Source organism: Antarctobacter aquimaris, assembly GCF_900184945.1.
Taxonomy (GTDB): Bacteria; Pseudomonadota; Alphaproteobacteria; order Rhodobacterales; family Rhodobacteraceae; genus Maliponia; species Maliponia aquimaris.
The window spans coordinates 234,100-253,139 of record NZ_FXYF01000007.1 but is presented as its reverse complement, the minus strand read 5'-3'; the positions used below and the strand labels follow the sequence as shown (position 1 = coordinate 253,139).

16 protein-coding genes, 1 tRNA gene and 2 pseudogenes are annotated in these 19,040 nt (G+C 67.3%); 10 read left to right on the top strand and 9 right to left on the bottom strand.

Annotated features, from left to right (window positions below):
• Positions 1–46: 46 nt before the first annotated feature.
• The 4 genes from glpX to MAA8898_RS14560 form a co-directional block, all read right to left on the bottom strand.
• A complete protein-coding gene (glpX, locus tag MAA8898_RS14575; protein WP_094021758.1) occupies positions 47–1,021 on the bottom strand; it encodes a class II fructose-bisphosphatase in 975 nt (324 codons plus the stop codon).
• Positions 1,022–1,097: 76 nt separating this feature from the next.
• A complete protein-coding gene (locus MAA8898_RS14570; protein ID WP_094021757.1) occupies positions 1,098–1,790 on the bottom strand; it encodes a ceramidase domain-containing protein in 693 nt (230 codons plus the stop codon).
• A gap of 6 nt (positions 1,791–1,796) precedes the next feature.
• Positions 1,797–3,083: a homoserine dehydrogenase gene (locus MAA8898_RS14565; RefSeq protein WP_094021756.1), complete on the bottom strand. Its 1,287-nt coding sequence runs from the start codon at positions 3,081–3,083 to the stop codon at positions 1,797–1,799.
• A 97-nt stretch (positions 3,084–3,180) separates the two neighbouring features.
• Positions 3,181–3,507 carry a hypothetical protein gene (locus MAA8898_RS14560; protein WP_094021755.1) on the bottom strand — a complete coding sequence of 109 codons (327 nt, stop codon included), beginning with the start codon at positions 3,505–3,507 and terminating at the stop codon, positions 3,181–3,183.
• A gap of 79 nt (positions 3,508–3,586) precedes the next feature.
• On the opposite strand from MAA8898_RS14560, the gene MAA8898_RS14555 reads away from it, so the two are divergent.
• Positions 3,587–4,174: a TetR/AcrR family transcriptional regulator gene (locus MAA8898_RS14555; RefSeq protein ID WP_094021754.1), complete on the top strand. Its 588-nt coding sequence runs from the start codon at positions 3,587–3,589 to the stop codon at positions 4,172–4,174.
• A gap of 203 nt (positions 4,175–4,377) precedes the next feature.
• Here MAA8898_RS14555 and MAA8898_RS14550 read toward each other — a convergent pair whose 3' ends face one another.
• Genes MAA8898_RS14550 through MAA8898_RS14540 form a run of 3 tightly spaced genes read right to left on the bottom strand, consistent with a single transcriptional unit; the run spans position 4,378 to position 6,369 of the window.
• On the bottom strand, positions 4,378–4,857 hold the full coding sequence (locus MAA8898_RS14550; RefSeq protein WP_094021753.1) for a DUF2948 family protein: 480 nt from the start codon (positions 4,855–4,857) through the stop codon (positions 4,378–4,380).
• The gene (gene murA, locus MAA8898_RS14545) at positions 4,854–6,125 is read right to left on the bottom strand and encodes a UDP-N-acetylglucosamine 1-carboxyvinyltransferase (protein WP_094021752.1); all 1,272 of its coding nucleotides are present in this window, start codon (positions 6,123–6,125) and stop codon (positions 4,854–4,856) included. Before murA ends, MAA8898_RS14550 begins: the two co-directional genes overlap by 4 nt.
• A 7-nt stretch (positions 6,126–6,132) precedes the next feature.
• Positions 6,133–6,369 (bottom strand): hypothetical protein, encoded by a 237-nt coding sequence (locus MAA8898_RS14540; RefSeq protein WP_094021751.1) that lies wholly within the window; start codon positions 6,367–6,369, stop codon positions 6,133–6,135.
• A 184-nt stretch (positions 6,370–6,553) separates the two neighbouring features.
• Here MAA8898_RS14540 and MAA8898_RS14535 point away from each other — a divergent pair.
• Positions 6,554–6,628, top strand: a tRNA-Thr gene (locus tag MAA8898_RS14535).
• 192 nt (positions 6,629–6,820) lie between these two features.
• Here MAA8898_RS14535 and MAA8898_RS25830 read toward each other — a convergent pair.
• Positions 6,821–7,148: pseudogene (locus MAA8898_RS25830) on the bottom strand (transposase); the annotation flags it as partial.
• 587 nt (positions 7,149–7,735) lie between these two features.
• Here MAA8898_RS25830 and MAA8898_RS14530 point away from each other — a divergent pair.
• The 8 genes and pseudogenes from MAA8898_RS14530 to MAA8898_RS14500 all read left to right on the top strand — a co-directional run bounded on the left by MAA8898_RS14530 (position 7,736) and on the right by MAA8898_RS14500 (position 18,469).
• Complete coding sequence (locus tag MAA8898_RS14530) at positions 7,736–8,896, top strand: hypothetical protein (RefSeq protein ID WP_094021750.1); 1,161 nt, start codon at positions 7,736–7,738, stop codon at positions 8,894–8,896.
• Positions 8,893–10,098 carry a caspase family protein gene (locus MAA8898_RS14525; RefSeq protein WP_094021749.1) on the top strand — a complete coding sequence of 402 codons (1,206 nt, stop codon included), beginning with the start codon at positions 8,893–8,895 and terminating at the stop codon, positions 10,096–10,098. Before MAA8898_RS14530 ends, MAA8898_RS14525 begins: the two co-directional genes overlap by 4 nt.
• Entirely contained in the window at positions 10,098–11,471 is a 1,374-nt protein-coding gene (locus MAA8898_RS14520; RefSeq protein WP_094021748.1) for a hypothetical protein, read from the top strand. Before MAA8898_RS14525 ends, MAA8898_RS14520 begins: the two co-directional genes overlap by 1 nt.
• A gap of 225 nt (positions 11,472–11,696) precedes the next feature.
• A pseudogene (locus MAA8898_RS14515) lies at positions 11,697–11,849 on the top strand (transposase); the annotation flags it as partial.
• Positions 11,850–12,119: 270 nt separating this feature from the next.
• The gene (locus MAA8898_RS14510) at positions 12,120–13,067 is read left to right on the top strand and encodes a DUF6635 family protein (protein WP_094021747.1); all 948 of its coding nucleotides are present in this window, start codon (positions 12,120–12,122) and stop codon (positions 13,065–13,067) included.
• Between the two features lie 1,311 nt (positions 13,068–14,378).
• Positions 14,379–15,947 (top strand): AfsR/SARP family transcriptional regulator, encoded by a 1,569-nt coding sequence (locus MAA8898_RS14505; RefSeq protein ID WP_141194864.1) that lies wholly within the window; start codon positions 14,379–14,381, stop codon positions 15,945–15,947.
• Positions 15,948–15,965: 18 nt separating this feature from the next.
• Entirely contained in the window at positions 15,966–17,024 is a 1,059-nt protein-coding gene (locus tag MAA8898_RS26285; protein ID WP_176445173.1) for a phosphatase PAP2 family protein, read from the top strand.
• A gap of 5 nt (positions 17,025–17,029) precedes the next feature.
• Positions 17,030–18,469, top strand: coding sequence for a S8/S53 family peptidase (locus MAA8898_RS14500; RefSeq protein ID WP_245853426.1), 1,440 nt, complete (start codon positions 17,030–17,032; stop codon positions 18,467–18,469).
• Positions 18,470–18,519: 50 nt separating this feature from the next.
• Here MAA8898_RS14500 and MAA8898_RS14495 read toward each other — a convergent pair whose 3' ends face one another.
• Positions 18,520–18,753 (bottom strand): hypothetical protein, encoded by a 234-nt coding sequence (locus tag MAA8898_RS14495; RefSeq protein ID WP_094021744.1) that lies wholly within the window; start codon positions 18,751–18,753, stop codon positions 18,520–18,522.
• Positions 18,754–19,040: the final 287 nt, after the last annotated feature.

Below are 19,040 nucleotides of genomic sequence, written 5' to 3'. Positions count from 1 at the left end.
GGGAGTCCGCCAAAGGCGGACGGGGGCAGCGCCCCCTCCCCCCCTGTCAGGCCGAATGCCGGAACGGGTTGCGGTAGATCATCCGCCGCACCGAGCCGGTCTTCGACCGCATCAGCAGCGTCTCGGTGGTGGTCCAGCCCACCTCGCGCTTGATCCCCGGCAGGAGCGAACCACCAGTCACCCCGGTCGCGGCAAAGATCACGTGCTCGGTCACCAGCTCGTCGCGGGAATAGACCCGGTCCAGGTCGGTGATCCCGGCCTTGGCCGCGCGGCCGCGCTCGTCATCGTTGCGGAACAGAAGCCGGCCCAGGATCTGGCCGCCCATGCATTTCAGCGCCGCCGCCGCCAGCACCCCCTCGGGCGCGCCGCCCGATCCCATGTACATGTCGATGCCGGTGATGTGCGGCTCGGCGCAATGCATCACCCCGGCCACGTCGCCGTCGGTGATCAGCCGGATCGACGCCCCGGTCGAGCGGACCTCGGCGATCATCTCCTCGTGGCGCGGCCGTTCCAGGATGCAGACGGTGATGTCGCCGGGCGTGCAGCCCTTGGCGGCGGCCAGCGCCAACACCCGCGCCGCCGGGGCCATGTCCAGCGTCACGACACCCTCCGGGTAGCCCGGCCCGATCGCCAGCTTTTCCATGTAGACGTCCGGCGCGTGCAGCATGCTGCCGCGCGGCCCCATGGCGATCACGGTCAGCGCGTTGGGCATGTCCTTGGCGGTCAGCGTGGTGCCTTCCAGCGGGTCCAGCGCGATGTCCACGCCGGGGCCGTTGCCGGTGCCGACCTCCTCGCCGATGTACAGCATCGGCGCCTCGTCGCGCTCGCCCTCGCCGATCACCACGACGCCCTGGATGTCCAGCTTGTTCAGCTGCTCGCGCATGGCGTTGACGGCGGCCTGGTCGGCGGCCTTCTCGTCGCCGCGACCGATCCAGTCGGCGCTGGCGATGGCGGCCTGCTCGGCCACCCGGGCAAGCCCGAGCGACAACATGCGGTCATTGAAATCTCGTGGAGTGGACATGGGCCGGGAATCCTTTGCCGGAAAAGGGACACCTGTCGTCTAGCCCGCCCCCCCGTCCGCGTCCAGCATGGCGGCGCTAACACGGCCGAGAAAGCGGCGCTTCGCGCAGGAACATCTGCACCAGCAGGCCGACCATCAGACCGTTCAGAAGGTGCCACAGAAAGTGCGTTCCCAGCGGCAGCGCTTCGCACAGGTCGCTGTCGAGCGTGCGGAAGACCAGCGACAGCAGGAACACGCCGGTTGCGGCAAGGACCCAGGGCGCCGCGGGATGGCCGCGCCGCCGCGTGAGGATGGCAAAGACGATCAGGGCGACCAGCGCCGGCGCATATTGCCCCGATCCGTTCAGCGGATCGGGCGTGGCCTGGGCTGTGGATGCGCCTTCGCCGCTGGCCAGGAACACCAGCGTCAACACCGCCGCCGCCACCACGACCAGAGCGACCCGCGCCACCCGCCGCGCCGCCATGCCGCCGATGTAGCGCATCGCGGCGATGACAAAGACGGCGACAAAGCTCCAGATCGGCAACGTGTCAGCCAGTTCGCTCCAGCCATTGGCAAAGGTGTGAAAGAGGAAGGAGCCCGCCCCGATCAGCCCCGTCATGACGATCAGCAGCCATGCGACCGGGTGCGACACCCCCAGCCGCCGCGCCGTCAGCGCGCCCCACAGGGCGGCCACGACGAAGGAAAGGTTGGACAGCGCATTGACCGGCTCGGCCCAGAAACCGGGCGACAGCCGTTCGCAATAGAGGTCGACAGCTGCCAGCCAGTCCACCGCCGCTCAGACTTCCTCGATGCGCAGCGCCACGGGGCTGTCCAGCACCACGCCGGTGCCCTGCATCGCCGCCAGCGCCTGGTCCAGCGCGGTGCGCGTCGTGCGGTGCGTCACGATCAGCACCGGCGCGCTCTCGTCGACGTGGTCGTATTGCCGCATCCGGTGGATCGACACTCCCGCCTCGCCCAGCGCCGCCGCCACCTTGGCCAGCGCGCCCGGCTTGTCCACCAGCGCCATGCGCAGATAGTAGGGCGCCGGGGTCGACACCTTGGCCGGCACCGCCCGCGCCAGCGCGCCCGCCGGGCGGCCAAAGGTCGAGACCCGCAGCCCGCGCGCGATGTCCATCACGTCGCCCATCACCGCGCTGGCGGTCGGCCCCTCGCCCGCGCCCGCGCCGCGCATCACGATCTGGCCCACCTGGTCGCCCTCGATCACCACCATGTTGGTGCCGCCCTGCAACTGCCCCAGCGGCGAGGAGGCCGGCACCAGGCAGGGCGCCATGCTCTGCTCCAGCCCGCGGCCGGTCATCCGCGCCACGCCCAGCAGTTTGATCTTGAAGCCCATGTCGGCGGCCTGGCGGATGTCCTCGATGCTGACGCTGCCGATGCCCTCCAGCTCGACCGAGCCGAAATCGACCTGCGTGCCGAAGGCGATGGCCGCCAGCAGCGACAGCTTGTGCCCGGCGTCGATGCCGCCCACGTCCAGCGTCGGGTCGGCCTCCAGGTAGCCCAGCCCGTCGGCCTCGGCAAAGGCCTCGTCATAGCTCAGCCCGCCGTCTTCCATCCGCGTCAGGATGTAGTTGCAGGTGCCGTTCATGACCCCCATGACGCGCTCGATCTCGTTGCCCGCCAGCCCTTCGGTCAGCGCCTTGATGACCGGAATGCCCCCCGCCACCGCCGCCTCGAAGCGCAGCACCGCGCCACTGGCCTCGGCCATGACGGCCAGAGACTGGCCGTGGTGCGCCAACATCGCCTTGTTGGCTGTGACCACGTCCTTGCCCGCCTTCAGCGCCGCCTCGACGGCGGCCTTGGCCGGCCCGTCGCTGCCGCCCATCAGTTCGACAAAGACATCGACATCGTCGCGCGTGGCCAGCGTGACCGGATCGTCCTCCCAGGCGTAGCCGGTCAGCGACACGCCGCGGTCCTTTTCGCGGGTGCGGGCCGACACGGCGCTGATCTCGATCCGGCGGCCCGAGCGTTCGGCCAGCAGCGCGGCCTTCTGGCGGATGATCTTGACCACACCGGTGCCCACGGTCCCCAGACCGGCAATACCGAGACGCAATGGCTGGGACATGGGACGGGTTCCTTCTGGCATGGGTCGCTGTCGCCACGGGGTTATCGCCAAGCCGTCCGGGGGGCAAGAGCACCCGTTCCTCCGGCCAACCACGGCGCTACTGCGCGCGCAGCTCCGCTGCCTTCTGCCGCAACCGCGCCAGCCGCCCCTGCACGCCTGACGGCGCGATGTCGATGCGCTGCAACCGCGCCGCGCGCGCCCGCAGCGCGCCGACGCGCCCCTCGACCGTGGCGATCGCCGCCTCGGAGGCGCGCGGCGCGGGGCCATTCAGCAGCGCCTCCAGCGGCAGCAGGCGCGGATAGGGCGCATCGGCCACGCCGGGTGTCTGGGCCGCGTCCAGTTCGGGGAACTGCGCGCAGCCGCCCAGTCCCGCCGCAAGGGCAGGCAGGCAACACAGCAACAGCGTTCGCAGGGCGCGTCTCATGCCACAGTCATGCCCCAGCGCGTGGCGGCAGGCAAGCATCCGGGTTGATCTGAACATGCGTTCAGATAATCTGGACGCCATGGCACGCACCCAGGGAAGCCACTCCGAGATCACCGGCCCGCGCATCCGCGACGCGGCGCTGCGGCTGTTCGCGGCGCATGGCTACGCGGCGGTGTCGATGCGCCAGATCGCGGCCGAGGTCGGGCTTCAGGCCGGGGCGCTCTACAACTACACGCCGGACAAGCAGGCGCTGCTGTTCTCGCTGATGCAGGAACACCTGGACGACCTGCTGTCCGAATGGCAGGCGCTGCCGGTGCCGGACGATCCCATAGGGCGCCTGGAAGCCTTCGTTCGGTTTCACATCGGCTACCACCTGGACCGGCCGGACCTCGTGTTCATCGCCTACATGGAGCTGCGCAACCTGACGCCAGAGCATTTTGCCGTGATCGAGGGGCTGCGCCGCGCTTACGAAAACCGGCTGGAATCGATCCTGCGCGCGGGCCGGGACCAGGGGATGTTCGACATTCCCGACACCAAGCTGGCAACATTGGCGGTGATCGCGATGCTGACCGGGGTGACGACCTGGTACCGCCCCGGCGGGCGGCTGGGCGTGACCGAGGTTCAGGACCTCTACAGCCGCATGGTGCGCAAGGCGGTCGGGGCCTGAGCCTGCGGCGGGCGGACAAGGCGGGGGCTCTGCCCCCGTCGCCTGCGGCGACTCTCCCGGGGCTATTTTCGCAGAGAAGAAACCACGGGGCGTTCCACACTGTCGATGCCGCGATGCGGGCGGCCGGGGACGGTGGGCGGGGCGATATCGGCGCCGAAGGCGACGAGGAGCGCCGTGCGCCGTGCGCCGTCCCCGCGATCACCTCAGGCGCCGTGGTCCGGCAGCTTGCCCGAGGGCGCGACATAAGGCCGGGTCACGTCGCGCAGCGCGACCTCCAGCGCCTCGACCCGCGCCCGCAGCGCGCCGTCGCCCGCCAGTGTCAAAACGACAAAGCCCTCGGCGTCCTCCCCCGGCTCGAAGCTGACCGAAAGCACCTGCAGGATCATGTCCTTGTCCGAGCGGTCGACCCCCTGGCTGGCGACGCCCAGCACGTTGTCGATCACCAGCAGCGCGCGCACCCGTTCGACCGGGCGGCCCCTCTGGCGCGCGGCCTCCACGTCTTCCCACCGCACCCGGTTGAGCAGCAGCCCCAGCCGCCGCTGCGACGGCTGCCAGCGGATCTCGGTCATCGGCAGCACCGCGTCCTGCACCAGGCTGGAGATCACCTGGAGGTCCTCGGCGTCCAGCGCGCCCAGGTTCAGCGGCCGTTCGGCACCATCCTCAAAGCGGGCGTCCTCGGTCATTGTCCCTTGATCCGTTCGATCCGGGCGCCCAGCGCCGACAGCTTCTGTTCCACATTCTCGTAGCCGCGGTCCAGGTGGTAGACCCGATTGACCAGCGTCTCACCCTCCGCCGCCAGTCCGGCCAGGATCAGCGACACGCTGGCCCGCAGGTCCGTGGCCATCACCGGCGCGCCGCGCAGACGCGCCACCCCGGTCACCTTGGCCGTGCCGCCGTGCACGTCGATCCGCGCCCCCATGCGGATCAGTTCGGGCGCGTGCATGAAGCGGTTCTCGAAGATCTTCTCCTCCAGCACCGACACCCCCTCGGCGGTGCAGAGCAGCGCCATCATCTGTGCCTGAAGGTCGGTGGGAAAGCCGGGGAACGGCTCGGTCGTCACGTCCACCGCCGAGACCCGGCCGTTCTTGCGCGACACCTTCAGCCCCTCCGGCGTTTCCTCGACCGACACGCCCGCCGCGTCCAGCCTCTCGCAGAAGGCCTCCAGCAGCTCGATGCGGCCGCCCAGGCAGGTCACCTCGCCGCCGCAGATCGCCGGAGCCAGCATGTAGGTGCCCAGCTCGATCCGGTCGGTCACCACCGCGTGGGTCGCGCCGCCCAGCCGGTCGACGCCCTCGATGATGATGGTGGAGGTGCCCTCGCCCTCGATCTGCGCGCCCATCCGGCGCAGGCAGCGCGCCAGGTCGACGATCTCGGGCTCGCGCGCGGCGTTCTTCAGCACCGTGGTGCCCTTGGCCAGCGTCGCCGCCATCAGCGCGTTCTCGGTCGCCCCGACCGAGACGATGGGAAACGCGACCACGCCGCCGCGCAGCCCGCCTGCCGGGGCCTTGGCGTGGACATAGCCGTCGCGCAGGTCCATCTCGGCGCCCAGGGCCTCCATCGCCTTGAGGTGCAGGTCGACCGGCCGCGCGCCGATCGCGCAGCCGCCTGGCAGCGACACCTCGGCATGGCCTTCTCGCGCCAGCAATGGTCCCAGCACCAGGATCGAGGCGCGCATCTTGCGCACGATGTCATAGTCCGCCCGGGTCGAGGTCAGCCCGTGCGACGACATCGCCAGCACCTTGCCCGAGGCCAGCGCGGACACCTCTGCCCCCAACGACTGCAACAGCAGCGTCATGGTGCGGATGTCCGACAGGCGCGGCGCATTGGTCAGCGTCAGCGGCTCGTCGCTGAGCAGCGTCGCCGGCATCAGCGTCAGGCAGGCGTTCTTGGCGCCCGCGATGGGCACCACGCCGTTCAGCGGGCCGTTGCCCGTCACCAGTATCGAATCCATGCCTGTCCTAGTCCTTGCTGCCCGTGTCGTCGTGGTCCGCGGTGGCGGCGGCATCGCCGGTCTTCTGCCGCGCGCGGGCCTGCGCCTTGCGACGCGCCAGGTTCGCCTTCAGCGCCGCCTTGAGGCGCGCCTCGCGTGTCGTGCCCTTGTCCTGCCCGCGTGATTTGTCCTGCCGCTCCATGGCCGGGGTGTACCGCAGCCGGGAAACCGGGTCCAGAGCGCGGCGCGGCCCGCGGCGCGGCATTGGCGGTTTTTTCCGAATGCCCCCCTTGCGCGACCTGGCAAAGCGGTCTAATAGCCCCGCCACACGCTTCGCCGCGCAGGTGCAGGGCCTTCGCCCTGCGGGCAATCGGGGTGGCGTTGAAGGGTTCGTCCAGAGCCTGCTTGCATCGGGGAACCGCCCGGGCTAGCTAACTGGAGACAGAGATGCTGTGGTAGCTCAGTGGTAGAGCACACCCTTGGTAAGGGTGAGGTCGAGAGTTCAATCCTCTCTCACAGCACCATCTCACCCCCCCCTGAGATCTCAGAAAACCCGTGCAAACGACGGGCGGCTTGGTCTGACCCTCACCCTCGCCTGACAAAGCGCATCCGAACACGGCCGGCAAGCAGGCGCTGTCTGTGTCCGCGGTGCTCGTGTGAATTTCCTGCCGCCAGCGGTGCGATCCCGGGTGGCCATCGAGGTATTTGGTCGAGGGTACCCGGAGCGCGCCCGCCCGGAGGCGCTTGTGGCCATTCGCAACGACCAGTTTTACGCCCCGCATCCCAAGGGTAGCCAATGACCGCAGGACCTCGGTCCAGAAGGGGATCGGGATCAGAAATCAGTCCGAGGGACCGTTTTCCCCGCGCACGCGCCGGACAGGCCCGGTTGCCCACCGGGACTTCGCGCTTGCCGTCCTCGTTCAGTGCCACCGCGAGGATCACGGCGTTGCTGATGATCCGCCCACCTTCCAGGACCTTGAGGTATGTCGCGTCGAGCCAGAGAGATGGCCACGCGCCCGCCAAGGGTCGGGATGGGACGGCGTTCGTCCCCGCTTGCCTTGCGGATTTGCCAGCCCTCGTTGCAGGATGTCGCCATCGGCCTGTTTCTCAACCAGCTCGGTCAGAGCCATTCTGTCGCCGGTGATCGACATCTTTGGCCCAGGTTTCAGGTGTCGCACCCCAAACCTATCCGAAGATCGGCGGTGATCGCGCCACCCGCGGCATCCCACTCCACGCGCCGGGGCACTATCGGGAGGACAAACATTCTCAAGGGCTCGTTGCATGATGTCTCCCGGGATACTGCGATGTATCGACCCCGCCGACCCTGCTCGGGTCACGCCGCGAACCTGAATGCCTCGGCAGGTGCGCGCATGACGAACGCCTGAAATGGGCGGGTCCTTTGCGCCGCGTCGGCTTGGGCACATGGGGAAAGGAACGCTCGTCGCTTTCACTGCATCGCCGCACATACCTCTGCCGGTTCGCGGACGATCTGAACGTCCTTACCTGTGCTGGCGCAAGAGCGGTGTGCGAGTAACGCCGCGCACGGGTTTGCTGGGGCTCGCAACCTGAGGCGGTTTTGCGCTATGATAACTCAATTGATGCGTTCTTGAATCAGGTCATTGCGAGGGAAGATGTCCGCTTATGTTGTCTTTGTTCACGGCGTTGCCAACCGCGAGGGTGACGCGTACCGGAACACCGTCGCCAAGCGCACCGAACGGTTCCGCAAGCTGGTCTTTGGCCAGCAGGCGACGATCGAGAACCCGTATTGGGGCAAGTTCGGCGCCAACCCCGAGGGCGGACGCTACAAGTGCCTGCCGGACTACGATGACCCGACCGCTGGTGGGGTCGAGGTGCTGGCTGTTGCGGTCCCTGCCGCCGAGGGGCCCGCGCCGCGCCTGATCGACTTCGCGCGCGAGGACTTCCCCGAAACCGTCGACCTGCTCTTCGAGGGGGTCCTGGACCAGGCGCAGGAAGGCGGTGCGGACCTGCCCGGCGAGGTGGTGGACCGGGCACAGACGGCGGCGGCCTATGCGGTGGCGGTGCCCAACCCGCCCTGGTTGCAGGCCGACCTCACCGACGAGCAGTTCCTCAGGGAACTCACCAGCCGTGCTGCCGCCTTTGCTCAGGCGCAGGCTGCTCCGGCTGCGCCACAAAGAGAAGTCGAGGTGCTGGGACTGGGGTCGTGGCTGCGCGACAGCGCCGAAGCGCTGATCGACCGCGTGCGCAATGCCGGGGGGCGCGTCGCGCTGGCCGTCGGACGCGACACGTTGCATGGTCACGTCGCCACCTTCATCGGCGATGTCTTCAGCTTTCTCAAGGAGGGGTCCGGGCGCACGCCGATCCGGGGCTTGATGAAGGAAGAACTGACCAGGGCGGTCGAAAGTGGCGATCCGATCGTGCTGATCGGGCATTCCATGGGCGGGGTGATCCTTGCCGATTGTCTGGGCGACCGGGCGTTCTGCGACAGCGTCGGGCTGAAGGATGGGCGCCGGGTCAAGGCGCTGGTCACGGTCGGCTCTCAGCCCGGCTTTTTCCAGGAGTTGAACCTGCTGGGCATGGACCCGAAGCCGAAACTCGATGTGGTGGACAACTGGATCAACGTTTTCGACGAACTGGATGTGCTGTCCTTTCGCGCGGCGCCGCTGTTCGATGGCGGTGTCAGGGACATGATGTTCTCCAGCCGGACCGGCATCCTTGACGCGCACGGCGCCTATTTCTCGCGCGTGCAGTTCTACGAACGCCTTCGCAAGCGTCTGAAAGACCTGGGAGTTCCCGTGAGGGCGGGCGCATGACCCTGGTCTTCGAACGCCCGTCCGAAGCGCCGCAGACTCATGCCATCGTTATCGGCGTGGGCCACTTCCCGCATCTCGACGGCACGAACGCGGAGCTGATGAAGGAGCTGCGCACGGTGGACGGCGTGACCAGCCCGCCCAACAATGCCCGCGCCATCGCCACATGGTTGATCGCCGCCGCCGACCGGCTGGTGCCGCCGCTGAGCTCGGTCGAGCTGCTGATCAGCGAAAAGGACGGCAGCGTCGCGCAATTCCCGCGCGCGGCGCATACGCCCGCCGCGCGGCAGAGCGACGATGTCGACCGGGCGACCGGCGACAATGCCTCGAAGGCGTTGACCGACTGGTTGAAGCGCTGCGAAACCGGCCCGAACAACCTCGCGCTGTTCTACGGCAGCAGCCACGGCATGCAGGCGCAGGAACACATCCTGCTGCTGGAGGACGCCGGCAAAGATGCCTTTGATCCGTGGCGCAACATGCTGTCGCTCAACCACCTGCACCGCAATCTCTACAAGAAAACCCACAAGCGCAGCGTGTTGTTGGCCGATTGTTGCCGCAACCTGCTGGAAGGCGGGATCACCTCGCTCGATGATTTCTCGGGGCGGCGGATCGGCAACATCTCGCAGCTGGAATACGCAAAAGCGCGGAACGAGGCGGATCGCTTTGTCTACCTGCTGCGCGCATCGCCGCCGGGCGTGGTGGCCAAGGCGACGAAGAACGGACTGGGCTACCTGACCGAGGCGCTGCTGAAATGCCTTGACGGCGGGGCCGGCGAGAAAAAGCCTGAACATGGCTGGTGCATCTCGCCGGGGCGGCTGCGCGGCTGGGTCGAGGCGGCCGGCCGCTATGGGCTGGGGATCGAGGATCCCGACCTGCGTCCCATCGACGACGATAGCGCATGGGACAACACGCCGATCCTGAAGCTGGAGGCAATGCCGCGCTATCCGGTGCGCGTGCGCGAGGCGAGTGTCCTCGACCTGGGGCGCGCAACCTTGACGCTGGCCCAACCCGCGACTGCCTTTCTCGAACAGCGCCAGCCGTGTCTTGACCACGTGCATGCGCTGTGTGCCTGGGTGCCGCCCAGCATGGACGACTACGAGGCTGCGGGCGAGATCGTCGAGCCGGGCGTCGGGGCGGTCGCGCTTCAGACGGTCGCCGTGCCGGTCATCAGCGATGGCCAGGACGTGGCCTTGCGGCGGTCGTGATGACGGATCAGGACAGATCGCCCACCGCATCGCTGACCGTCGAAAAGGCCTATGCCATGCCGTTTCAGGACGTCACGGTGATGGACCGGGACTTCAACATCCATTCTCAACAGACCCTGAACGAGACGGCTTCCAGCCTGACCCTGCCGCTCCCGCCCGGGCGCTACATGGTCAGCGGCCTGTCACCCAGCGGTGCGCGAGCCAGGATCGCCGTCGATCTGAAGGCGGGCGATGCCCGCTCGATCGTCGTCGCCAGCCAGCAGGACTCGCCTCATGAATGGCTGGCCGACATCACCGCGCGCCAGCAATTGCCGCGCTCGGCCTCGAATGTCAGCAGTTCGGTCGTCGATGCGATGGGGTCGCTGTCGCTGAGTTCGCTGCTCGACGTCAGCCCGGTCTCGTCCCTGTCGCTGCCCGTCGGCGTGGTGTCCTACGCGGCGAAGGGGATGGTCGAGGACGCGGTCGGGGCGCTGAACCGGCGTCTGAACCTGCGCAGCCGCCCGAAACGCGCGACCCGCCGGCCACAGGACGTCAACATCCGCACCTATGTCTGGGCGTCCGATCTTGGCCGCTGGGTACGGTCCGACCTGATTGACCGGGCAAAGGGGGTCTATGCGATGGATTACACCCGGCTGATCTTTCCTCCGCGTCCCGGACTTGGGGATGGATTGGCCGAGAATATCCACCTCGTCGGTGCGTTCCGAAAGGATCAGCCCGCACGATTCATTGCCATGCCGCTGTTTTCTGCCGGTGCGCAACTGGTCCTGTCGCACAGCGGCGCCCGCGCCAGCGAAACGGGCGGCGAGGCACAGGCGCGCAAGTTCTCCTGGTATCTCTCGGCGGTGGATGACCGGATCGACGCACTGCTACAGGCGCTCAAGGGGCGCGGCTTCGAGAACAGCGACGCGGTGTCCGAAGAGGCATTCAAGGTCGCCGACCTCGCGTTGCGCGAAAAGATCCATGATCCCGAGGCTGCGGTGGTGGCCGCCTTGTTCCTTTTGCGCCACCGGCGGCTGGGTCACCGGCCCGACTGGGTCGAGAACCTTGCCAAGTGGTTCCCATGGTCCCCTGATGCGCTGGCTTTGGGGGCATGGGTGAACCTGCTGTTCGAGACCGGCGACCAGGCCGAGGTCCTGTCGAAACTGACCAAGGTCCACGCCGCCGGACCACCCCAATTTCTGCCGGCGAGGCGCCTGTTGCGCGATCTGGTCGCGATCTCGACCAGCGGCGAGACATGGGACGACGTGCCGAGCGATGCGCGCCAGGTGCTCGATCGGCTCTGGGCACGGCTGGGCCGTGAAATGCAGCATGAGGTTGCAGGGGGGCCGTTCTATGCCTTTGCCACCGAGTTTGGAGGGGATACCCCGCCCTAAGGAGAGTGCCTCGGCGCGTGGTCCTGGATGCCGCGTGCGGCGCGGCAGGCGACGCTGGCGATCACCGCCGATCTTCGGAGAAGGTTCGGGGTTGCGACACCTGAAACCTGGGCCGGAGATGTCGATGACCGACGACAGAATGGCTCTGATCGATCTGGTTCAGAAACGGGCCGATGGCGACATCGTGCAACGAGGGCTGGGAAATCCACAAGACAAGCGGGGAAGAACGCCGTCCCATCCCGGCCCTTGGCGGGCGCGTGGCCATATCTCTGGCTCGACGCGACATATGTCACGGTCCGGGAAGGCGGGCGGATCATCAGCAACGCCGTGATCCTCGCGGTGGCACTGAACGAGGACGGCAAGCGCGAAGTCCCGGGGGAACAACCGGACCTGCCGGCCGCAGTCAAGTGCCTTTGCCATCCGGGACCTGGACAACGGCGCTTGGTGTCGCCGCGCTTGATCATCGAGAGCATGTTCACATCGGTAAAGTCGGCATCTTGGGCGATCTCTTTCTGTCATTCGGTGCCAGAGCACCGATTTAGGTGCATCTGATCTTCCAGGGCTCCTGAACATCGGCAGGATCGTCCTTATCTCTGCGTCTGACCAGGGACGGGATGATCAACCGTCCAACAAAACAGAAAGGCGCGCATGACCGGGAACGGAGACCCCCTGACAACACCGTCGACGTGGCGGCATCCCGATCGCCGGGCCGAGGTGGACGCCTTTGTGGCGCGTCACTTCACCTGGCCCGGGACCCTGCGCCTGCACCGCGCCGCGCTGGGTCTCGACGTGCTGCGGGCGCCGGTGAACGTGGTGATGTCGCCCCTCCTGCTGCTGGCGCGGCTTGCGGCCTGGATAGTCCGGCGGCTGGGGCTCGGGCGGGCGGCGGACTGGCTGGGCAACCGGCGGCTGCTGCTGCGCACCGATGTCGCGGCACGAGTCGAGGCGGACGTGCTGACGGACCTGCTGCGCGTGCCGCTGCCCGATGGCGCGCTTGCCCTTGGCCGCGAAGGGCAAATCCGCGCCATCCTCGCCGCGCCCGCCTATCGCACCGCGATCCGGTCGCGCGGGAGCGTGGACGAGGCGCAGGCCTTGGCCGAAAGGATCGCTGGTGCGGTCGCCGATTACTCTGGCACCCGATCGGCCATCGCCGAGTTCACCAGCGCGCTCTTTGCGCTGACCCTGGGCGCTTTCGTCTTTCGGGCCGTCACACCCGGGCTTTTGTCGATGGCGCCCGGCGTGGCGCAGTCGATGACGCACGGCACCGCCGTCGCGGAGTTCCCGCTTGGGGCTACTCTGGGCGCGGGCTGGTACGCGGTGTTCCCGGTGGGGCCGTCGCCCGAACTGGTCACGGTGACGGTCGTGGGGTTGGTCGCCGCGGGGTCAATCGTCGCCGCCTTTGCGGGCACGCTCGCCGATCCGGTGCAGGCCTGGCTGGGGATCCACCGGCGCAGGCTCCTGCGCCTGATGGACCAGGTCCAGGCCGAGACGGCAGGGCACGGGCTGAAGCCCTCCCTTCCCCGCGAACACCTGCTGGCACGGTCCTTCGACCTCTGGGACGCGGCCCTGTCGCTGCTGCGGTTCCTGCGCGGCTGACGGGGGCAAGGAGCGGTCCGGCGGTGCGCGAGACGCCCCGCCAGGCAAGAGCGCGCCGCTGGCCGACAGGCTGTCTGCCCCCGTTTTCAGCCACTCGCGGCCCCCTTTACGAAGCGTCGCCATGACCGAGCGGAAGCACTCGACCGCGAAGTCCTCGAGAACACGCAACCGACGCGGCGGACGGGTATGCCGGGAAAAGACAAAGACGATGTCGGCCCCGGGATAAAGCCAGTCCTCGAGAACCGGCAATAGGCGGCCGGCGGCGATGTCGGGCGCCACGAGATACTGGATCATCTGCAAGACGCCGCCGCCCCAAGCCTATGCCGCCCTCATGGCAGGGGTCGAGGCGCGCCGCGCATCCCATGGGGACCAGGCGGCGGCCTGACCCCCGAGGGCCGGCGGATCGCGCCGGCCCTTCAAGCACACGGCAGACCAGGAATACACGCACATGCTTACATATATTTTGAACACCCGGCCCCAGGCTCGATGCCGTACTCGCGCCGAGGACCTTGAGGAAGCCGTGGCGAGGCTCGGCCGGCTCGAGGTCTAGTACTCGGATCGCAGCAGCCAGCTCAGGTCCACGGACGTCATCAAGGTGCTGAGCGTTCGAGCAGACGGGATCAACATCGATGGCAAGTGAGCCTGGACCGATAGTGTCTTGGTCGAACGCCTGTGGCGGCACAGACTATCTTAAAAGGTCTAAAGGGGGCCTGTTCCGGCGTATCCGAGACCCGCGCCGGCATCGGTCGCTACATCGGCTTTGATATCAGCCGGCGGCCCCATTCATCGCCAGGCGGCTGAACACTCGATCAAGCCTACGCCAACCCCCTGTCTGCCAAGCACGGCAGCGGCGGAATCGAGGCCCAAGACCGCCTGGGAAAAGCCCGGAACCTGTTCGGAGAAACCGAGCCGCCTCTGCCCCCCGGCCCGCTCCGGGACGCCCCCTTACCGCGCGTTCGTGGCGATCGACATGCCCCTGCACGTCGGCGTCTACCGGGGTCTGATAAACGGCCGGGACGTCCTGGCCCCGAATTTCCCTGCCCCCAGAGAGCGGAGCGTCGCCGACAGCCACTCGCCCAATAACCGCAGCGCTATGATGGAAAGTCGCCGCATGGTAGACTTGGGTAAGGTTTTGCAACACAGCCCATTTCGAGGAGTCGTACCGATTTGACACTCCGGCAGGCCGCCCGTGCGACAGACGAAGCGGGTCCGCGTGACCCGCCCTGTGCCTTCGCTGTGCTGGACGGCGTGTTCAGGATCGTGCTGCCGGACGGCAGGGACGCAACCCCCAGCAGTCCGCTGAGGCAGGCCTTGCTGGCCGTTCTCCTGGTGTCTCCCGACCAGACAAAGCCGCGCCGAACCCTTTTGGACATGTTCTGGGGCGGCCAAGACCGCACACGCGGCTCGGCAAGCTTGCGCACGGCCCTGCACATGCTGCGACGCGACCTTGCACCTCTGGGCGGCGTGGTGCTGCAGACGGACAGAAACGCGGTCTGGCTGACACCCGGGCGGCTCCGTTTGCGCGACCCTCCGATGGACGGACGCCAGTTCCTTGAAGGGATCGACCTCGATCTGGACGGCTGCGAGGCCTTCGAGGAGTGGCTGCGCGACATGCGCGCAAGCCGCGACATGCCGGACACGTCCGGAGACGACGCGGAGACCCGGGCGCCCCCCCGCCACCGCAGGACATCAGGCAGCGGCCATTCGGCACCGGACATCATACCGCGCATGTCGCGCAGGCCCCCCGCTCTGGGCATGCTTCCCGCGGTTCACGGATCGCTTTCTGCCGCAGACAGCTTGCGGATCACCTCGGTGCTCGACGCGGTTGCGCGGTCCATCATGGCGGAATCCTGGCTGGTCCTGCATGATTTGCGCGGCGGCGATGGCCCCATCGCGCCTCTGCCGATCGAGACCGGACGCGGCCCGACGCATCTTCTGGAGCCTCTGGCGGAACGCCACGGGCGCCAGCTCTTCCTGACGCTGCGCCTCAGGGACGCCGCCTCGCGCCTCGTCTGGATCAGCAAACCCGCCTGCGTCCTGGCAGGCGAAATCGAGGAACTGGCCGCCGTGGCGGCCGAAACCATCCTGGACCACTTGGCATCCAGCGAGGTCTCCCCGGACACACCGGACCTGTTTCCGTGGACGGCACTGACGGCGCTTTTCTCTCTGGATATCGATGCCATCCACCGGACCGAGGCGCAGGTCGTGCATATGTACGAGAACGGCGCCCCTCCGGTGATCGCCTGCATCGGCCACTTTGCCCAGGTGTTCAAGGAGAACGAGGGCGTCGAACCGCCTCTCAAGATCACGCGCGATCATCTCTGCGACCTGGTCGCCAGCGTCCCTGCGTCCAGCCCGTTGTTGCCGCTCTGGCAATCGCTCGCGGGCTATTGCGCGCACATGCTGATCGGTGACAACGCTCTTGCCACGGCCTTGCTGGATGCCGCGCAGGAACGGTCTCCAACGCTCTCGCTGAACCTCGACCATATTGCCGTCCTGCGCATGTCGGTCGGCGATCTTGCCGGCGCGGAAGACGCCTTTCGGCGCTGTCAGCGTGCCGGTGCCGGCAGTCCCTGGCGCTACACCTACGACGTCACGGGCGCCATGCTGCACATGGCAAAGGGTGACTACCGCCAATCGCTGCACTTCGCGAACCAGGCGCTGCTGCGAAAACCGCGGTTCATCGGGGCGCTGCGTTACGCCATGGCGGGCTGCGCGCTGGCGGGAAACACCCAGGACGCAAAGCTGATGCAGGCGCGACTCATCCGGCTGCGGCCGGACTACGACATGGGGGGATGGCTGGAGGCCATGGTGCGCCGAACGCCCGGCGAGATCGGTCGAACATTGTCGCGCACATTTCAGAAGAACGGATTTGTCTGACAACGGGAGGGAAAGGACATGCAAGACCAAATTGAAGGTGAGACCGGCCAAGCGGGGGATGTGGTAGACGATGTGCGTGGCATCCTGCAATCCGCCTGGCTGGAGGTGGCCGGAACGCGGATCAGCGTGGAAACACCGGAAAAAAGTACCCGGGACGCTCTCGATGCCATCAGGACGTATTTCGCGAAAGTCCCGATTGACCCGGCCGGCGACGATCCATCGCACCAGGCCCTGCTTGACCTCCGGGGCGCCCTTGAAGCTGCAGCGAGAAATGCCAGCGGGTCGAGCATCAGCGCCGGCGGCGGTCTCCTGCACAAGGCGTTGCACAAGAGCCTGCACAAATCCCTGCACAAGGGATTGCACAAATCCGCCTTTCCGGGCGGCGGCGGCGGCGCGGGCAGCGGGCTCGACTGGCCGGTCATCGAGGTGCCCTGGCGCGAGTTGACCCGCCTTTACCAATGCCGCGATCACTACCGCTGGGACCGATTCCGCCTGTCCGAGATGCCGCCACCGCCTCAGGTCAGGCAGCGGCTGGCGGAGACCGCCGACCTGCACCAGAAGCAGAAGGACCTGCGCGAACCCGAGAACGCCTTTCGCCGCGACCGCATCCGGATCGAGGCCAGCAATGACCTGACCGCCTACATGCTGCCGTTGGGGGCCAATGCCTCGTCCCCGGCCAGCGCGACGGCGATCCTGTTCCAGACCATCCTGTGGCTCGCCAGCCTGATCGGGCTGCTGTACAAAGAGCGGTTCAACGCGCCACGGCCGCACCAACTGGACCCGACGCTGGAGCCGTTCATCCCGGTGCCGGTCTATTCGTCCTATCCGTCGAACCACGCGTTCCAGTCCTACCTGATCGCCGAGGTTTTTGCCCGCGCGGTGCCCGAGCATCCCGGCGTGGAGGCCCTAGCCCTTGCGGCAGGAGAGGTCGCAAGGAACCGCGAATGGGCGGGTCTGCATATCAAATCGGATACGGAGGGTGGCCAGACGCTTGCGCGGCTATGCGCGCCGATGTTCGAGGAGATCCTGCAGGACCAGATCCGCGAAGTGCGCAACGAATGGCTTGGAGGGGAGTGACCGCGATGACCAGTACAAATGACATCGATGATGACTATGGATTTCCTGGGTCAGATCCCTCGTCGAAGGCACAGGACGAGCAGCCCGAGGGGATCGGGTTCAGGCCGGCGTTCCATGCGCTCTGGCATTTGCCCAAATTGGGCGTCGTGTACAATCTGGATACTTACGCGGGATGTGCCTGGGACGATGCGGACAAGGGCCTTGCCGCGACCCGCATTGCACTCATCGACACGGCCGTCGACCACAAGCACCCCAATCTGGAGGGCGCCATCGACGCCGGGCTGATGCGTGACTTCAGCGGCGGTGGGACCGGGGCGTTTGTCGTGCGCGAATGGGCCGACCTGTCCCCGGCGGACTGCAAAGCCCGGATCGAGTTGCTCGAAAAGATACAGGGCGAAAAGGACGCGATTTCCAATGCGATCAGGGAAGAAGTCAAGTGGATCGAAGACAAGACCGCGAACCCGCGTCCCGAGAGACTGCCGCGCGTGGCCCCCGGCGCGCTCTACGGTGCGCACGGGACGGCCGTCGCGGGGCTGATCGGGGCCAGGCCGAGACCTGTGCAACTGCGGCACCCGAAGTTCACGCCGAAGGAATCCGAAAAGAAAACCGGCACGATCAGCCTGAACCTGCCCTACTGCGGCATCAACCCGTTCTGCCGGATCATCCCGATTTCGGTCACCGCGGTTCCCGGTCCGGAAATGCTGCTCGGGGCGCTGGAATACGCGGCGCTGATCGAACCGGACATCGTCGTGATCGCCGATTCCTGGGATGGCGCGCTGGATGAACAGGGGGGCGTCAGCGGCGCCTGGCGCAGAGTGGATGACGCCCTGACCGACCTGTGCGAACGACACATCGTCCTGTGTGCCGCCGGCAACGAGGCGCTGGACTGGCCGGTTTATCCTGCCAGCCGATGCAACGACAAAATCGAGGGAAACGATGCGCCGGGCCCCTGGGCCGTGGGGGCCTGCGATACCTTTGGCAAGGACCTGACCTATTCGCCGGTCCAGGCGACAATCGTCGCGCTTGGCGGCTGGATGATCCAGACGCTCAGCACGGAGGTGCCGCTCTTCGATGAGAACAGGACCCGGATCGACCCATGGGAGATCGCCGATGACATCCTCGGCACGCCCAAGTACAGCGAGGGGTTTCCGCCCGCCGATATCGTGACGACCGACCTGCCCGGCCGCGCCGGTTACAATCCGTCACCTTACCGGCATCGTCCGGATCCGGGCGGACCCTACTACGAGATCGCCTCGCTGTTCTGCCGATTTGCCGGCACGTCCGCCGCGGTGGCGATTGCCGCGGGACTGGTCAGTCTGATCCCCAGAGGGAAAAGGCGGCCGAACGGCCGTCCGTCGGGCACGCCATCAGGTAATGACATGAACAAGCTGTTCGGGATCGACCTTGCCAAGGCCCTGTTCGGGAAGGCCAGCGGGTCCGGGTGACGCCAGCCGGGGGAGGGCCGAGGCCCTCCCCCGACCTCGCGTCGGCACGATCAGTTCGACGTGGACGTGACACCCAGGAATTGGAGCCTCTTGCGCTCCTCCGCCCGGCGGCGCTCGACCGCCTTCATCTCGGCCTTCTTGTCGTCGGCGAACATGATCTGAACCAGCTCCGACGTGGTGTACTTGCCGGGCTCGACACCGATCGTGCGGGCAAGCCCGTCATTGGCGAAAGCCGGGCCGGCAAGCCCCAGAACCAGGGCGGCGATTGCGAACTTGTGGTACATGACATTTCCTCCTTGTCAGGTTGGGGTGTCCGCCGGGATTGGCGAGACAAGGGAACCCTGACACAGTGCCGTCAGCGCACCGTCATCGAGTCGTCATCGGCGGGAGGCTGGCCAGGGTCGGGACCGGCAGCACCATTCTGGGCCGCGGCCGGGCCGGCCGGCGCGAACCTCATCTTCGGCTCGTGCGCTCTGAAGGGACCAGCCCCCGGCGCGATCCGGTCTCTTTTCGCCCCGAAACGCGCCGACCCATGCGCCGTATTCGCAAAGCTGCGCGAAATGCCCGGCCT

Coding starts and splice junctions, on each gene's coding strand:
- MAA8898_RS14565 (WP_094021756.1), bottom strand. CDS start 3,083: ATGTCCCAGCCATTGCGTCTCGGTATTGCCGGTCTGGGGACCGTGGGC.
- MAA8898_RS14510 (WP_094021747.1), top strand. CDS start 12,120: ATGACCGGGAACGGAGACCCCCTGACAACACCGTCGACGTGGCGGCAT.
- glpX (WP_094021758.1), bottom strand. CDS start 1,021: ATGTCCACTCCACGAGATTTCAATGACCGCATGTTGTCGCTCGGGCTT.
- murA (WP_094021752.1), bottom strand. CDS start 6,125: ATGGATTCGATACTGGTGACGGGCAACGGCCCGCTGAACGGCGTGGTG.
- MAA8898_RS14520 (WP_094021748.1), top strand. CDS start 10,098: ATGACGGATCAGGACAGATCGCCCACCGCATCGCTGACCGTCGAAAAG.
- MAA8898_RS14525 (WP_094021749.1), top strand. CDS start 8,893: ATGACCCTGGTCTTCGAACGCCCGTCCGAAGCGCCGCAGACTCATGCC.
- MAA8898_RS14500 (WP_245853426.1), top strand. CDS start 17,030: ATGACCAGTACAAATGACATCGATGATGACTATGGATTTCCTGGGTCA.
- MAA8898_RS14550 (WP_094021753.1), bottom strand. CDS start 4,857: ATGACCGAGGACGCCCGCTTTGAGGATGGTGCCGAACGGCCGCTGAAC.
- MAA8898_RS26285 (WP_176445173.1), top strand. CDS start 15,966: ATGCAAGACCAAATTGAAGGTGAGACCGGCCAAGCGGGGGATGTGGTA.
- MAA8898_RS14555 (WP_094021754.1), top strand. CDS start 3,587: ATGGCACGCACCCAGGGAAGCCACTCCGAGATCACCGGCCCGCGCATC.
- MAA8898_RS14560 (WP_094021755.1), bottom strand. CDS start 3,507: ATGAGACGCGCCCTGCGAACGCTGTTGCTGTGTTGCCTGCCTGCCCTT.
- MAA8898_RS14540 (WP_094021751.1), bottom strand. CDS start 6,369: ATGCCGCGCCGCGGGCCGCGCCGCGCTCTGGACCCGGTTTCCCGGCTG.
- MAA8898_RS14495 (WP_094021744.1), bottom strand. CDS start 18,753: ATGTACCACAAGTTCGCAATCGCCGCCCTGGTTCTGGGGCTTGCCGGC.
- MAA8898_RS14530 (WP_094021750.1), top strand. CDS start 7,736: ATGTCCGCTTATGTTGTCTTTGTTCACGGCGTTGCCAACCGCGAGGGT.